This window comes from Pedobacter lithocola, from assembly GCF_042650845.1.
Classification (GTDB): domain Bacteria; phylum Bacteroidota; class Bacteroidia; order Sphingobacteriales; family Sphingobacteriaceae; genus Pedobacter; species Pedobacter lithocola.
On sequence record NZ_JBHSBW010000007.1, the window covers coordinates 86733 to 102028 of the forward strand.

The following is a 15296-nucleotide window of genomic DNA, read 5'->3' on the forward strand; positions in this document are numbered from 1 at the left end:
CATCAAATAAAATTTACGAGCCTGTTGGGATGCGCACACTATATTTATGCATCCCGACAGGCTCATTTTTTTTGTGAAATTTAATGTTAAAGAAGAAATTACGGTTTTACCTTTTATCTAAAATTCGGTTGCTCAAATTCGTGTAACCTATTAAAGTGTCCCATCTTGCACCTGGGCGGCGATAATAAACAAATATTTGATATGTGTTTTCAGTTTGAAAATAAGTGCCCTCAAATGGTTTAGTTTCGATGGTGCTTGTATTTTTATCAAGCCACGCATATTCATAGTCATACAAACCCTGTTTCATTAAAATACTTGCATAAAACTGTTTTCGCTCTGCATCGTACAGTAATTTGTTTTCTTTGCTAATGCTGTAATTATTAAACCTGCCAAGTACGTATGCTTCGCCATTTGAAGTTGGTGAGGTAGCATTTAGTGTAAATAACATGCTTATATATTCAGCTTCGATTTTATCATCTCTGCCATCTGTATTCCTAATAAAAAAGTTACCGTTCTCATCTAATTGGTTGGCAAATGTTCCTGTATTTCTGGAGATATCTTGAAACAACATTGCGCTAACAGATTCTTTATCACGAAATATATCTCGAACATTATCACCTTTAAAACGAATACTGCGTGCATCAAACTTTCTAAATTCATTATCACCCAAAAAGTCGTTCGTATTTAAATCGTTGTAAACCAATTGATTTGGGCGAATAAATGATGGTCGGTTGTTTATTTGTGTGGTGTTTGAATTAAAATTTTGCAACACCGATACTTTTAAATCCTGGTATGGATTTGGAATAGGAATGGAGTGATTAATGGTAAAGTTTATTTTTTGTTTGGTATCTCTATCGGCAACCTGCATAGAATTGGTTACTTCGGCAGCAATCCCAACCTGGCTATCTAATATAAAAAACCGTTGAGAAATTACAGGTTTGGTTTTATCGCCATCTTCATAAATTTTTAGTAAATAATTACCGCCAATTTTAGGTTTAACCTGGCTGTTTGGCAAGCTTAATTCGTAGTGTGTGTATTTTCTTGTGGTGTTTGATGAATAACGATAATTGATAATCCTATCTTCTGCAAAGCCTTCCAAATAATCCAGACTAGAAATTTGTGACGTTCTCCAATCAAAGGTGCAATGTTCTACCGTGTACCAATAGTTCTTTGTTCCGGCCAATAAATCATCAAAGGAAAAACTAATGGTTTCTTGTGAATTTAATAATATCACGGGAATACTTTGCTCTTTGTTACTATTGGAACAAAGAACAGTTTTAATATTTGGAAGATAAATTTTATTCTCGTTGGTGAAAATTTTGTCAGTTTGAGCGAATGTTAAGGTAGGGATGAAAAATAAAAGTACAACGATTAATTTTTGCATGGTTAAAAGTACAGAGTATAATTACAGATAAAAAGGATTAACACAAAAATATAATCTTTGATTCAGCGTCTTCGGTGTTTCTGCGACAGCAAATACATTTTAATAGCTTCCAAAAAATTGCCACAGAAACATAGATTAACACGGAAAATAGATTCTTAGATTCAGCGCCTTCTGTGTTTCTGTGGCCAAAAAAAATATTCAAAAAAAGTTTCCAAAGAAGCACAGATTAGTGCGGAAAATAGATTCTTTGATTCTGTGTCTTAGGTATTTCTTTAGCAAAAATTAATATAAAAAAAGCCGCAGACAAAATCTGCGGCTAAATATTTTAATTAATCCGTGGAAAAAAAGATTAACCTTCCAATTCCATTATCTCAGCGGCTAGCGCTTCCCAATTATTTTGGTTTGTATCTAAATCTTGTTTTGCAGCAAGATATCTTTTATTCGCTTCAGCTAACTTATCAGGCTTACTGTAAACATTTTCATCAGCCAGTTCAGCTTCAATATTTTTTAAATTTTGCTCCAATTCCGAAATTAAAGTTTCTATTTTTTTTAATTCATCATTAAGCTTTTTCAACTGATTCGCTGCATTTGGAGTTACAATCTTTTCAGCAGGCTTCTCCTTTTCAGGTACTTTAATTGGTATTGGTTTAGAAGCTGGAATTACACGTTTGCTATTCCACTCTTCATATTCAGCATAAGTGCCTGGGTATTGTTTAATTTTTTCACCTTCGATAAACCAAATTTTATTGGCAACATTATCTAGAAAATACCTATCATGAGAAACAGCAATGAATGTACCATCAAACTGTTGTAATGCCTGTATTAGAATATTAACCGATTGAATGTCCAAGTGGTTGGTCGGCTCATCCAGAATTAAAAAGTTAGAATCTGTAGTCAGCGATTTTGCCAATGCTACACGCGATTTTTCACCACCTGAAAGGACTTTGATTTTCTTGAAAACATCATCTCCCGTAAACAAGAAACAACCTAAAATACCACGTAATTCGGTATCCGAATGTTTGGGAGCGAACGCCTGCAACTCTTCTAAAATAGAATTGTTTAAGTGTAATGATTCTAGCTGATGCTGAGCAAAAAACGTTGTGGTAACATTATGCCCAGTTTCGCAAAAGCCTTCAAATTTTTCTGCGCCTGCAATCATCCTCAATAAAGTTGATTTTCCTTTACCGTTGGCACCAATTAAAGCAATTTTATCACCTTTCTCGATTACGGCTTCAGCATCTTCCAAAATATGAACATTTGGGTAATGTTTGGTAGCATGCTCAATTCTAACAACATGTCTTCCAGATGGTTTAGAAAATTTAAATGCGAAATTTACAGTTGGATTATCGTCATCAACATCATCAACACGCTCCATTTTATCTAAAGCTTTCATACGCGATTGCGCCATTTTTGCTTTTGATGCTTTCGCTTTAAAACGTTCAATCAGGCGCTCTTCTTGCTTAATTTTAGCTTGTTGATTTTTAAATTCACCTTTTTGTATTTCACCACGCATAGCTTTTTCTTCTACATAAAAACTGTAGTTTCCGGCATATACGTTTAACTTTCCTTTACGAGATTCAACCGTACGATTCACGATTTTATCTAAGAAATATCTATCGTGAGATACAATAACGATGGCACCTTCAAAGCCCATTAAATAGTTTTCAAGCCACTTAATAGATGGTAAATCCATGTGGTTGGTTGGCTCATCCAGCAATAAAATATCTGGTGTTTGCAATAAGATTTTAGCAAGCATAACACGCATACGCCATCCTCCAGAGAATGTGTTTAGCGGACGTAACTGGTCGGCCGTGCTAAAGCCCAAACCAGCCAGAATTTCATTTGCTCTATATTCAATATTGTAGCCATCTAAAGCCTCAAATTCTTGCTGTTTATCGCTTAGTTTATATAAAATTTCCTCGCTGTAATCTGTTTCGATTTTTTTTAGCAGTTCCTCAATCTCATCATGCAATTGGTTTTGACGCTCGAAGGCTTCCATTGCTACGTGAAGAATGCTATGGTGCGAATCGTAAGAAAGTAAATCTTGATTTAAGTAGCCAATTTTTAAATCTTTAGACATAGAAACCGTACCGGAAGTTGGTGCGTACTCGCCTACGATTATTTTTAAAAGTGTCGATTTTCCTGTCCCGTTGGCTCCAATTAATCCAGCTCTATCGCCAGGTTTAATGTGCCAGTTCGCTTCATCGTATAAGGCTCTTGAGCCAATAAGGAATGTTAAATTGTTTATTGAAATCATTTCGGCTGCAAAAGTACGAAATTTTAAGGCTTATTTTATGTCGAAAATCAAATAGGATGTGAGAAGAATCTCAGTTTTTAATTTATATTTTTTTGGAAAGCACTGCCAGAAGATTTTATTAAAGCTTCCGCCTGCTTTCTGTTTCAACAAATGCTGAAAAAGGCTATTGGTTTACTTATTCCGTGAATTCTGTGGCAATTTTTATAATAACTTTTTGGAAACTTACGTTCAGTAATTCTTTTGGTTATTCAATCCTGCTTTTCGTTTCAAGTCCGCTCCCGATAAAAAATCGGGATTGCGGGCTTTACACTTCAATCAGGTTTAAAAACAAAAGATCCTAATCGTAGGATGGTTAAATCTAGATAAACTAATTGCTATTTACTTTATTCAATGGGAATAAAAATAATGATACATTTGATTTCAAAGTGAATTGAGCATGAATAACAAGAATATTAAAATTATAAATAAAGAAATCCTTTCAGATAATTGGTACACTTTAAATAAGATAACCTTTGAATACTTAAAAAAGGATGGAACAAAAGAAGTTTTAAGTCGTGAGGCTTATGACAGAGGTAATGGCGCTACCATCTTGCTTTACAATAAGGCTAATCAAACCATTATTTTAACCCGTCAGTTTCGTTTGCCAACCTATCTTAACGGCAATGAAAGTGGTTTACTTATCGAAACTTGTGCAGGCCTGCTTGATTTGGATAATCCTGAAACGGCCATAAAACGTGAAACTGAAGAGGAAACGGGATACAAGATAAAAGATGTTAAGAAGGTTTTTGAGGCGTACATGTCGCCTGGTTCGGTAACAGAAATACTTTATTTCTTTGTTGCAGAATACGATAAAGAGATGAAAGTGAGTGAAGGCGGAGGCCATCATGATGAGCAGGAAAATATTGAAGTTTTAGAAATGTCATTTAGGGAAGCTGTTAATATGATTTCGACAGGAGAAATTAAAGATGGTAAAACCATTATGCTTTTACAGTATGCACAAATTAATTCGGTATTGCAGAACTAAAGGCTTAATAAAGATTATAGAACTTGTAGATAGGTTATAATTTTTTTGCTTCTAAGTTTGCTCGGCTTCACTCGAAATGGCGGTTGGTTCCATGCAATCTTAAACATTGCTGAAACACAAGTTAATTAGACTCATTACCTCGGTCTATGTCCCCACAGACCAAGGAGTATAAACTGATTGATTGAACCGTTATGAGATTGCTTCGTACCTCGCAATGACGGTAGCTCATTTACTCGCAACCTTTAATACTTGCAGAAGCAGATTTAATTAGACCCGATAGAGCGGAAAGCCCAGAAGCCGAGGAACGAGGATGAGGACTTGAAGAGATAGCGGGACGAACATTAATAACAGCTTGAGGTATTGCTCTTTTAAAATTTATAAATTTCATTTAAGTCTTCCATGGTCTGTATCCTCACAGGCCATTAAATTTTGAATGTTTTTTCGGTCTGTGGGAACACAGACCGAGGGATGTGTATTGCTCTTCTCAAAAAAACTAAATATTCTAGCTTCAAAGATTTCTCCACTTGGATTAAAATGACGGTTGTGTAACTCCTCATAAAATAAATTTTGAATTTAAAAATATCTTATTACATTTGTACTGTAATAAAAATAATTACAGAATGAACAACAGTCGGTTTCCAATTTCATTACACATTTTAACTTTGCTTGATGAAGCAAATGGAAACGTTGTAAGTTCAGAATATTTGGCTGGGAGTATAAATATAAACCCGGTTTTAGTGCGTAAAGAAATTATGAATTTGCGTAAATATGGCTTTGTAGGGAGTAAAGAGGGGAAAGGTGGAGGTTCATTTTTAGCCAAAAATGCTAAAGAGATAAACCTTGCCGAAGTTTATAATGCGGTTAAAACCAATGCGATTTTAGGTCAGAGCAAAAATGAACCTAATCCTAAATGCCCAATTGGCAAGCAGATAAACCAGCATTTAATTGAGCTTTACAACGATGCAGAAAACGCTCTGATAAACAACTTATCAAAACAAACACTAGCAGATTTTGCATCGAAATTTAAATAATATTTTTTTGCGCTAAACTGTAATAAATAACATTACAATATATTCTTAACTAATTAAATCATAAAATAAAATAAAATGAAAGTAGCAGTAATAGGAGCCTCTGGATTTGTAGGCAAAGCGATTTTGAACGAACTTTTAAGTCGTGGAAATGAAGTGATTGCGATAGCCCGCGATACAGAAAAAATTGATGGTACGGATGATAAATTAACCAAAATTGCCGTAGATGTTTTAGATACCGAAAAGTTGGCAGCTGCGTTTAATGGCGCTGATGCTATTGTAAGTTCGTTTAACGCAGGTTGGACAAACCCAAATTTATATGATGATACCATAAAAGGAGCGGAGGCGATACAAAAAGCAGTTAAAGCTTCAGGCGTAAAACGTTATATTTTTATTGGTGGAGCGGGTACTTTGCAAATTGATGGTAATCAATTGGTTGATGGTCCACATTTTCCTACAGATATTTATCCTGGTGCATCAGCTGTAAGAGATTACTATAATACGCTTAAACAAGAAAAGGAATTGGACTGGGTGTTTTTTAGTCCGGCGATTGAGATGCACCAAGGCATTACAACTGGCAGAACCGGAAAATATCGGTTAGGTAAAACCTCTCCAGTTTTTAATGATGAAGGTAGATCAATTCTATCTGTAGAAGATTTATCAATTGTAATTGTTGATGAATTGGAAAACAATGCACACCACCAAGAGCAATTTACTGCAGCATATTAATTGATGTAAGATGGGGTGATGGAAGATGGAAAATGTAAGATGTTATTGGATAGAGTTGGATAAGAATTGAATAATTTGAGATTGAAAATGGTAGGCGCTTAGTAATCTTTCGAATTTCCAAATGCGCTGTTGGTTTTTCTATAATTCATATTCCATTTTCCATCTCTATTTTCCATCTTACGTTTTTTTCCATATTTTATTTATCTTCGTTGCATGTATCGCCTAATTAAACCTATATTCTTCAAATTTGACCCAGAAAACGTTCATTATTTTGTGGTTAAACGGCTAAAATGGTTTAACGATAAATTTCCGTTAGGCAAAACCATTATTCGAAGCAGTTTCGATGTTCATATTAGAGGTTTAGAGAAAGAAGTTTTTGGTATCAAATTTAAAAATCCGGTTGGATTAGCCGCAGGTTTTGATAAAAATGGTGAATATGTTGAAGCCCTAAGTAATCTAGGGTTCGGTTTTATAGAAGTTGGTACGGTTACGCCTATGCCACAGCCTGGTAATGATAAACCACGAATGTTTCGTTTACCAAACGATGAGGCTTTGATAAATAGGATGGGCTTTAATAATAAAGGTGTTGATGTGATGGCAGAGCGTTTACGTTTGCTAAAAGATAAACATCCTGATATTGTTGTGGGTGGAAACATCGGCAAAAATAAAGCTACACCAAATGAAGATGCCGTAAGTGATTACATTAAATGTTTTGATAGGTTATTTGATGTTGTTGATTACTTTGTGGTAAATGTGAGTTCGCCAAATACACCTGGCTTACGCGAATTACAGGAAAAGGAGCCACTTAAAAACATTTTAAATACACTTCAACAGCGAAACTGTAAGAATGATATTTCGCGACCGATTTTACTTAAAATTGCCCCTGATTTAACAGATGCCCAGCTAAATGATATCATTGAGATTGTTGCCGAAACCAATATTGCCGGTATTATCGCAACAAATACAACAATAAGCAGAGAAAATTTAGCTACTGAGAAAGCATTAGCAGAGCAAACTGGTGGTTTAAGTGGTAAACCGGTTAAAGATCGCTCTACCGAAGTGATTAAATACCTTTCAGAAAAATCGAATAAAGCATTCCCAATAATTGGTGTAGGTGGAATTCATTCTGCTAAAGATGCCCAAGAAAAGTTAGATGCTGGTGCTGCTTTAGTTCAATTATATACGGGCTTTATTTATGAAGGTCCGGGATTAATTAAAGAGATTTGTAAATCTTTAGTTCTGTAAAACTAAACCTATTTCTTCTTACTAACTATTGCATTTATCCAACTTGGGGCAAATGGCGAAGTGCAACCTTTAGATACTGGGTAATCTCTGTAGATGCCTAATTTTTCGGCAATTGCTATTACCTGTACTCTATATTGTTCGTGATAAATTCCTATTTGTACCAAGCTCGAATTCATCGTCCATTGCACCTCTGGTGCTGCTGTTGGTATTTCCGATTCAATTCGGGCTAGCATAGTTGGTATATCTATTCCTTCTGGATTTCTGGCTATTCTTCCGCTTGTTAAACTCCAACCAGCACGGGCTAACATTACATTTTCAGATTTCATCCATCTTTCTCGAAACTGTTCTTTATCAGGATATTCTTTAATAACATAATTGTAGAACCAGTCTGCAGTCCAGGTAAATTGTTCTGAAGCTACCATTTGTTCTAGCTCATTAGCCGATAATTCTTTGGGATTGAGAATTAATATTGCAAGCATTCGTGCATCAATATTTTCGGTTTCCCAAAGCTGGAGCGCTAAAGCATGATTTGTTTTTATCTTTTTAGCAAGATTTCTAATATCACCCATTTTTACCCCAAAAAGATTCTCTCGGGCACCGATTTTAAGGTGCTGTTTTTTAACCTTTTCATCACTTAATGATTCGAGTGTTTGAAGCGTTTCTTGAATATTCATTGTACAAAGATTTTATGTATTCAAATCTATCCAAATTTTAAGCATAAAAAAAGCATCCTTTGATCAGAAGGATGCTTTAAATTTTTAAAGAAGAATTTTAAAAACTATTTTGCTAAGCCAGCTAAAACAGCATTGTTTTTAGCCAATTGGTCATTTTTAGGTTGTGCTGAGCGACTTCCTAACTCGATGTTAGTAGCTCTTTTTAAAAAATCTACATCTTGTTGTGCAAAGTTTTTATTTCTTCTGTCTTTTCTTTTTAATCTGGTAACTGCCATGGTAATAACCTTTTAATTATTTTATTTGTACAAATGGAGGTCGAGAGCGGATTCGAACCGCTGTAGAAGGTTTTGCAGACCTCTGCCTAGCCACTCGGCCACTCGACCTTTAAATTCAAGGCTGCAAAAATAGCAATTTATACTTAGCTAACAAATATTATCTAACAAATTATCCTTTTAATTTTTAGCTCTTGCAATTTCTGAGCAAAATATTGCAGCACTCACCGCTACATTTAACGATTCTGCATCCCCAAATTTAGGGATAGTAATGGGTTGATTTATCTTTGCGATAACTTCTTGTGTAATGCCTTTTCCTTCATTACCTAAAATAATTAAGCCTTCATTGCCCCAATCGGTTTTGTAAATAGAATTACCATCTAGCAATGCCCCAAATACCGTAATTGTGTTATTTGCAAGTAAAGCTGGAAGGTCCTCATAATAAATACTAACACGAGCCAACGAGCCCATTGTTGCTTGAACCGTTTTCGGATTGAAGGCTTCTACGCAATCTTCAGAGCAGATTATATTTTTAAAGCCAAACCAATCGGCAGTACGAATAATGGTTCCTAAATTACCTGGATCTTGAATGCCATCAAGTACCAAAGTAAATTGATTTTTAAAATTTTTTAAATCTGCAGATACCGTTTCAGGAATATGAACAACGGCTAAAAAATTTTGTGGTGCCTGCAATGCACTAATCTTACTTAATTCAGCGTTGGTTACTTCAAATAACTTTATATTTGCAGGCAATTTGGGTAATAAACTAAACTGTTCGCCTGTATAAAATATTGTATCAATTTGGTAGGTAGATTGTATGAATTCTTTAATGGATTTTATACCTTCAACCAGAAATAATCCATTTTCTTTACGATATTTTTTTTGATGTAACGACTTAATAAAACTAATCTGAGATTTTGAAAGCATACAAATCCTTTAAATATTCTGAACTGAAAAGTGTTGCAATATTACTATTTATTATTGTTTTAATTCAGGCCTGTTCATCAACAAAATACATTCCTGATTACCAAGCTATAGTTAAAAAGGTTACAATCGATAGTATTGATGCTAAGTTTGAAGAACAGGCTTACAATTATATTCAGAAAGATATTCGTCCTTCATCATCCTTTAGTATTAATGTGCCGCTTTATAATTTATTTAACACTAAAGATGGACGATATAAAACAACTGATATTAAACCTTTTGGTACACCACCAGCAATTCTAGATAGTACTTTGGTAGAGATATCTAGAACGCAGATTGAAAAATTTTTAAAAGGAAAGGGATATTTTCAGGCTAAAGTTACATCAGATATCAAGATAAAGGATAAAAAGGCAGAAGTAAATTTTAAAGCACAACCTGGTCCGGCATCTTTTGTTCGCAACCTTAGCGATTCTATTTTTACACCTGCAGTAAGAAATGCATATCGTAACGAAAAACCAAAATTTACGCATTTACACGAAGGCATGCAATACGATTCGGATTCATTATCTTATGAACGTGAACAGGTGTATCGGGTAATGAAAGAAAATGGATTTTACAGTTTTCTTCGTCCGTTTGTAAATTTTGATGTGATTGAAACCAGGGATGTTAAGAAGGTCGATTTGCGTATGAATATTACCAATCCTCCGAATGGAAATCACAAGCAATATACCATTGGTACAACTTATATGATTATTGCACCTAGCCCGGAAGGGTTTCCAGATTCGTTGCGTAATTATGTAAATAGAGATACAACACGGGGTATTTCATTTACCGATTTATCTAAACGATACAGACGAAACCCAATACTTCGTTACGATTTCTTAAAAAGGGGTGAAATGTACGATGTTAGAAATGAAAATCTAACGTACGATCGTTTATATGAATTGAATATTTTCAAGAACGTAAAAATTGATTATTATAATCCAGATAGCACTTCGAATAAAGTAAATCCGATTATTTTATTAACGCCACAAAAGGTAATGAGCAACAGGGTAGAGGGTGAGGTGCCGTTTAATGGTGGTACTGTGGGGTTTACTTTGAGTAATACATATACCAATAACAATTTATTTAGAGGCGCTGAGCGATTTGAACTACAACTTAAAGGTGGTTTGCAATCTAGAATTGGAAATGGAGCTTCTCCTTTTAGTGATATTTATCAACGAGATTTCTCTATTAGCTCAAGTATAAGTGTTCCTAGATTAATGATTCCTTTTTATAGACCTATTTTGGGTGCGAACGGAATGCCGCATACTACATTTTCAACTAGTTATATTTATGCTTTACAGAAGGATGTTTCTGTGAGAAGAATATTTATCAATTCCATTACGTACGATTGGGTTGAAACCAAATCAAAACTCCATTCATTTACACCGTTAAATTTTGAATATCGGTTTGGAAGTTTAGACTATGATAAAATATCTCCTAGTTTATTAATGAATAATCAATACTATGTTAGATTGCTAGATAGGAAGGATTTTACATTAGGTATGAAATATACTTATACGCTTAACGCCGATAAGTTAAATCAGTTAAGAACATTTGTTTATCTGCGTGGCAATATTGAAACTGCAGGAAATATGCTGCAACTATTATCTCAAATATCATCCACTAATCATGACCCATCTAATGGCGATTATGCAAAAATTTTGGGCTTACCTTTTAACCAATATGTTAGGCCTGAAATAGATGTACGCTGGTATAAACATTTGGGTGGTGATAGACAATTTGTTGCAAGGTTAAATACCGGCGTTGGTTACGCTTACGGAAATTCTGTTGGCAGAGGTATTCCATTTGAAAAACTTTTTTTTGCCGGTGGTTCTAGTGGGGTAAGAGCTTGGCAGGCTAGGACAATTGGTCCGGGAAACTACAACAGGGAAACACTAGATAGTGCTCAAAGGCAATCATTTTTTGGTTTAGACCAGTTAGGGGAAATGCGTATTGAAACTAATTTAGAATATAGAACAATTGTACTTAGGAAATTTTTTGGAGGTGTTTTAAAAGGTGCAGCTTTTGTAGATGCAGGTAATGTTTGGAATTTAACTGCTTCTGATGGAGAGGAGAAAATGTTTAAACTAAGTAAGCTAGTTCAGCAACTTGCCATTGGAACTGGCGTTGGATTAAGATATGACGTACAATATTTTGTTTTTAGATTTGATATTGGCCTAAAGTTAAAAGACCCTCAGTTTTCTGGCTCAGACCAATGGGTAATTAGTAAATTTTTATCGGGCGGCAGAGCTTTTAAAAACGCTTACAATGCTACACACACACCAGATACTTATCGTTTCTTACAGTATAATTTTGGTATAGGGATGCCTTTTTAAGGGCATCTATTGCTAAAATAAACCTTTTAATGCATCAAATATACTTTCGAAAAATGTGCCAATGTTTAAGCCATTGCTATGGTTAAAATAAACAAAAACCAAAAATATAATTACAATAAAAATTATTAGTTTTCTAAAAGCAAAAGCCAGTATCACAAGTATTATGGGAATAATAAAAAGCCACAAACTATTAATTGCATAAGGTGTTAAATCGCCTTCTTTTTTGTACACATAAACCAATTTGCCATGCGTACCCGAATCGTTTTGGTGTTTTAGATAAACAAAAGTAGAACGCTCAATAGGTAATGGGAGTACCGCAATTCCATCGTTAAATTTAAGGCTTTGGGTAAAACCACTTACGCTAAATGTATAAATGCCATTTATGTTTTCGTTTGGCTTATCTAACGAATCTGCTGCAATTATTGCTAATTTGCTATTCTTTAATAAATTTTCTTTTACTATAAAATTGTTAATTGCTGCGGTTTGGGCAAAGGCAAAAAAGCTTGTTAAGCATAAAAAAAATAATATAAATCCTCGTTTCATTCTATAGAGCGTTTGTTGTAAATCAAATAGCCAATATGCAATAATACACCATTTCTTTTAATTGCATCGTTATATAAATTATAGCTAAAGCTTACCGGACCAACAGGAGTTTGATAAACTAAGCCTGCGGTGCCTGCATATCTAATTTTGGTAATTGCTTTTGCATAGGCAGCATCCTGCAAATTGTTGAGTTCATACTCTTTATGAGGCAAAAATAAATATCCTTCTAGTCTAAAGTCTAAATTTTTTCTTAAGCTGTAAATATTTTTAATACCACCAGCTGCATAGGTGGATGCTCTAAACTTATCTAAAAACAGCGACCTGCTATCTTGTAATGGATAGAATGCAGGTGAGGCCAATAGTGTGCCATAATAACTATTAAACAGGGGCTGGTTGGTTATTACACCTTCTATTAAATAGCCTAACGTATATTTTTTTAGGTGAAGGAAATAATTCTCTTGTGTAAGCTTTACACCAATCCACTGTCTTAAATTGGTTGAAGATTTTATCGTATTTGGAGGTACTGTATTTCTGAAAATATTACCAGGATTATAATTCTCTCTTCCTGTGGTAAAATTAAAACTTAATAAAAAACTTTGTCCACGAGTTGCATATTGTTTTCGGTTCAGGGAGTTTTTCTCCAGATTTAGAGAACCCTTAAATCCATTGAATATGGTTTGATCCAACAAATCTCCTACAGAAAAGGCATTATTGGGGCTATATCTATCATTATTATTGATAAAAGCAGAATGAAGTACAATTTTGGTATTATAATTTAATGGAACACCCATCATAATATCAATCTTTCTGTCAGATTGGTCGATATAGGTTGGCTGAGGGTTTTCTATAAAAATTTGACTTGTGTTGTAATAATTCCAGTGATTATAGGTTAATTCAGCACCTACAAACAATGGCAATTTTGTTGGATAATCTATCCTGCCACTTAGTTGTACAGATTCGTAAAAACGACCTGAATAAAAACTGGTACCAAAGGTATAAGCTTTCCGGTTTAAATAGTTGTATTGCAAACCAAGGAAAACATTACTAATCGGTCGTGTAGAAATATTACCACCCAAATCGAGTTTAAAACTCTTTTTTGGTTGCGCTACAACTTCAAAAGTATAGTTATCATTTGTAGGCTCATACACAATTTTTGGATAAATGGTTTCGAAGGTTTGGTCGGCAACAAGTTTGTAATATCCCCTCTTAATATCCTGTAAATTAAATGTTTCTTTATCGCTTTTAAAAAGTCGTTCTACATATCTTTTTTGCTGTTCGTTAACGCCACTTACGCTTACATTTCTAAATTTAAAATCGGGCTTTTTCTTGTTAAATTTATCTCTGCGCTTTGCTAATTCCTCGTCGCTAACACGTCTGTTAATTAGCGTTTTGATTCTATCCATATCAGCCATTGTGGCATCATAACCTTTTTTAATTAAATCTTCTACCGGAGAAAAATTGGTTACACTATAATTGGCTAATTCTGGCTGAATGTAAACGCCATTTTTACCAACCATGGTAGAATCTGATTTGGATAGAAACATAAAAACAAGAAACCGATTCATTAAACGGTCATCGTTGTTTTTAGGGTACTCATTATATATTTTCGATGAAACGTTTGCCCCGATAACATAATCGGGTTTGAAATCACGTTCCATAACATCAACAGGGAAATTGTTATACAAGCCACCGTCAAAAACGTATTTACCATCCAATTTAATAGGGCGATATATAATCGGAACCGTCATGGTTGCCCTTACAGCTTCAGCTAGGCTGCCCTTACTTACCGTTATGCTTTTTTGTGAGAGTACATCAGCAACCATGCAACGAAACGGCACAAATAAGTTATCAAAATTATCTTTTGATACTGCTGAGGCTTGCGAGAAAAGCTCTAAGAAAGCGAAGTTTAAGGGTATATCGTTAATTAAATTTGAACGGAAACTAAAGTGGAAGCCAGTATCAATGGCAACTTTCGCTGTTATCATTGAGGAGTTTGGTGCATTTTTTTCGAAGAAGTAGGTATAATCGCTTGTGTATTTACCATTTACCCAGTTCTGAAATTCATCACTGGTAGCAATTTTTTCTATTTGAGCCGGAGAATAGCCTGCTGCATACATTGCTCCAACAATGCCTCCCATTGATGTTCCTGTTATATAATCAATAGGAATGTGATTTTCTTCTAATGCTTTTAACGTACCTATATGCGCTAAACCTTTGGCGCCACCTCCGCTAAAAACTAAACCAACTTTTTGTGCCTGCAATTGGTTACAGCACAAAACGAAAAGCATCAGCAAATATATTCTAAAAGTTACCACCCCTAAAAATAAGGATTTCTTTTAAAATTTAATTCAGTATGAAGATGTTATATGTTAAAAATGATGCAAAACTTACCCAAAGTATGTAAGGGATAAAAATTAAGCCTGCCCATTTATTTATTTTGTAAAACGTTATGGCATTAATGATGATAAAAATTAAAAGCAGTATAATTTCGATAAGTGCGATACCAATTTCATGCAGGTAGAAGAAAATGAACGACCAAGCCAGGTTTAATAGCAATTGGATAAGGTAAATCGCCACCGTTCTGGGGAAATGCACTATCTCATCTCTTCTAATCCATACCAAATAGGCTGCAATACCAATTAATAAATACAGGCTTATCCAAACGGGTCCAAATAACCAATTTGGTGGATTAAATGATGGTTTGTTTAAAGTTGGATACCAAGTTTGAACAGATTTAGCGGTTGCCCAACCACCCAAAACACCAACGCTTAATGTTATTGCAATATTTATAATAAACGCCAGTAGTTTAAATTTCATGGTGCTAATTTCCGTTTA

General features: G+C 34.5%; 13 protein-coding genes and 1 tRNA gene. 5 read left to right on the forward strand and 9 right to left on the reverse strand.

The window, feature by feature from the left end; genetic code table 11:
- Positions 1 to 106 precede the first annotated feature (106 nt).
- Both ACFOWA_RS02800 and ACFOWA_RS02805 read right to left on the reverse strand, forming a co-directional pair.
- The gene (locus ACFOWA_RS02800; protein WP_378981567.1) at positions 107 to 1384 is read right to left on the reverse strand and encodes a type IX secretion system plug protein; all 1278 of its coding nucleotides are present in this window, start codon (positions 1382 to 1384) and stop codon (positions 107 to 109) included.
- A gap of 349 nt (positions 1385 to 1733) precedes the next feature.
- Positions 1734 to 3641, reverse strand: coding sequence for an ABC-F family ATP-binding cassette domain-containing protein (locus ACFOWA_RS02805; protein ID WP_378981569.1), 1908 nt, complete (start codon positions 3639 to 3641; stop codon positions 1734 to 1736).
- 436 nt (positions 3642 to 4077) lie between these two features.
- Here ACFOWA_RS02805 and nudK point away from each other — a divergent pair, with 436 nt between their 5' ends.
- The 4 genes from nudK (at position 4078) to ACFOWA_RS02825 (ending at position 7667) form a co-directional block, all read left to right on the forward strand.
- Positions 4078 to 4665: a GDP-mannose pyrophosphatase NudK gene (nudK, locus tag ACFOWA_RS02810; protein WP_378981571.1), complete on the forward strand. Its 588-nt coding sequence runs from the start codon at positions 4078 to 4080 to the stop codon at positions 4663 to 4665.
- A gap of 620 nt (positions 4666 to 5285) precedes the next feature.
- Entirely contained in the window at positions 5286 to 5696 is a 411-nt protein-coding gene (locus ACFOWA_RS02815) for an Rrf2 family transcriptional regulator (RefSeq protein ID WP_378981573.1), read from the forward strand.
- Between the two features lie 75 nt (positions 5697 to 5771).
- Positions 5772 to 6422, forward strand: a complete 651-nt coding sequence (locus tag ACFOWA_RS02820; RefSeq protein WP_378981575.1) for an NAD(P)-dependent oxidoreductase — start codon at positions 5772 to 5774, stop codon at positions 6420 to 6422.
- A 213-nt stretch (positions 6423 to 6635) separates the two neighbouring features.
- Complete coding sequence (locus tag ACFOWA_RS02825) at positions 6636 to 7667, forward strand: quinone-dependent dihydroorotate dehydrogenase (protein WP_378981577.1); 1032 nt, start codon at positions 6636 to 6638, stop codon at positions 7665 to 7667.
- 8 nt (positions 7668 to 7675) lie between these two features.
- Here the strand turns inward: ACFOWA_RS02825 and ACFOWA_RS02830 are convergent, their stop codons facing one another.
- The 4 genes from ACFOWA_RS02830 to ACFOWA_RS02845 form a co-directional block, all read right to left on the reverse strand.
- Entirely contained in the window at positions 7676 to 8341 is a 666-nt protein-coding gene (locus tag ACFOWA_RS02830; protein ID WP_378981579.1) for a DNA alkylation repair protein, read from the reverse strand.
- 104 nt (positions 8342 to 8445) lie between these two features.
- The gene (locus ACFOWA_RS02835; RefSeq protein ID WP_123205146.1) at positions 8446 to 8616 is read right to left on the reverse strand and encodes a spore protein; all 171 of its coding nucleotides are present in this window, start codon (positions 8614 to 8616) and stop codon (positions 8446 to 8448) included.
- A gap of 34 nt (positions 8617 to 8650) precedes the next feature.
- A tRNA-Cys gene (locus ACFOWA_RS02840) sits at positions 8651 to 8724 on the reverse strand.
- Between the two features lie 69 nt (positions 8725 to 8793).
- Entirely contained in the window at positions 8794 to 9540 is a 747-nt protein-coding gene (locus tag ACFOWA_RS02845; protein ID WP_378981581.1) for a TrmH family RNA methyltransferase, read from the reverse strand.
- On the opposite strand from ACFOWA_RS02845, the gene tamL reads away from it, so the two are divergent.
- Positions 9531 to 11918 (forward strand): translocation and assembly module lipoprotein TamL, encoded by a 2388-nt coding sequence (gene tamL / locus ACFOWA_RS02850; RefSeq protein WP_378981583.1) that lies wholly within the window; start codon positions 9531 to 9533, stop codon positions 11916 to 11918. The two genes, ACFOWA_RS02845 and tamL, sit on opposite strands and share 10 nt — an antisense overlap.
- Positions 11919 to 11930: 12 nt before the next feature.
- Here the strand turns inward: tamL and ACFOWA_RS02855 are convergent, their stop codons facing one another.
- From ACFOWA_RS02855 to ACFOWA_RS02865, 3 genes are all read right to left on the reverse strand, one after another.
- On the reverse strand, positions 11931 to 12461 hold the full coding sequence (locus ACFOWA_RS02855) for a hypothetical protein (protein WP_378981585.1): 531 nt from the start codon (positions 12459 to 12461) through the stop codon (positions 11931 to 11933).
- Positions 12458 to 14722 carry a patatin-like phospholipase family protein gene (locus tag ACFOWA_RS02860; protein ID WP_378981587.1) on the reverse strand — a complete coding sequence of 755 codons (2265 nt, stop codon included), beginning with the start codon at positions 14720 to 14722 and terminating at the stop codon, positions 12458 to 12460. Before ACFOWA_RS02860 ends, ACFOWA_RS02855 begins: the two co-directional genes overlap by 4 nt.
- A gap of 82 nt (positions 14723 to 14804) precedes the next feature.
- Complete coding sequence (locus ACFOWA_RS02865) at positions 14805 to 15278, reverse strand: TspO/MBR family protein (RefSeq protein ID WP_378981589.1); 474 nt, start codon at positions 15276 to 15278, stop codon at positions 14805 to 14807.
- Between the last annotated feature and the right edge of the window lie 18 nt (positions 15279 to 15296).

Excerpts from the sequence above, each read along its gene's own strand:
- ACFOWA_RS02800 (WP_378981567.1), bottom strand. The coding sequence starts at position 1,384 with ATGCAAAAATTAATCGTTGTACTTTTATTTTTCATCCCTACCTTAACA.
- ACFOWA_RS02805 (WP_378981569.1), bottom strand. The coding sequence starts at position 3,641 with ATGATTTCAATAAACAATTTAACATTCCTTATTGGCTCAAGAGCCTTA.
- nudK (WP_378981571.1), top strand. The coding sequence starts at position 4,078 with ATGAATAACAAGAATATTAAAATTATAAATAAAGAAATCCTTTCAGAT.
- ACFOWA_RS02815 (WP_378981573.1), top strand. The coding sequence starts at position 5,286 with ATGAACAACAGTCGGTTTCCAATTTCATTACACATTTTAACTTTGCTT.
- ACFOWA_RS02820 (WP_378981575.1), top strand. The coding sequence starts at position 5,772 with ATGAAAGTAGCAGTAATAGGAGCCTCTGGATTTGTAGGCAAAGCGATT.
- ACFOWA_RS02825 (WP_378981577.1), top strand. The coding sequence starts at position 6,636 with ATGTATCGCCTAATTAAACCTATATTCTTCAAATTTGACCCAGAAAAC.
- ACFOWA_RS02830 (WP_378981579.1), bottom strand. The coding sequence starts at position 8,341 with ATGAATATTCAAGAAACGCTTCAAACACTCGAATCATTAAGTGATGAA.
- ACFOWA_RS02835 (WP_123205146.1), bottom strand. The coding sequence starts at position 8,616 with ATGGCAGTTACCAGATTAAAAAGAAAAGACAGAAGAAATAAAAACTTT.
- ACFOWA_RS02845 (WP_378981581.1), bottom strand. The coding sequence starts at position 9,540 with ATGCTTTCAAAATCTCAGATTAGTTTTATTAAGTCGTTACATCAAAAA.
- ACFOWA_RS02855 (WP_378981585.1), bottom strand. The coding sequence starts at position 12,461 with ATGAAACGAGGATTTATATTATTTTTTTTATGCTTAACAAGCTTTTTT.
- ACFOWA_RS02865 (WP_378981589.1), bottom strand. The coding sequence starts at position 15,278 with ATGAAATTTAAACTACTGGCGTTTATTATAAATATTGCAATAACATTA.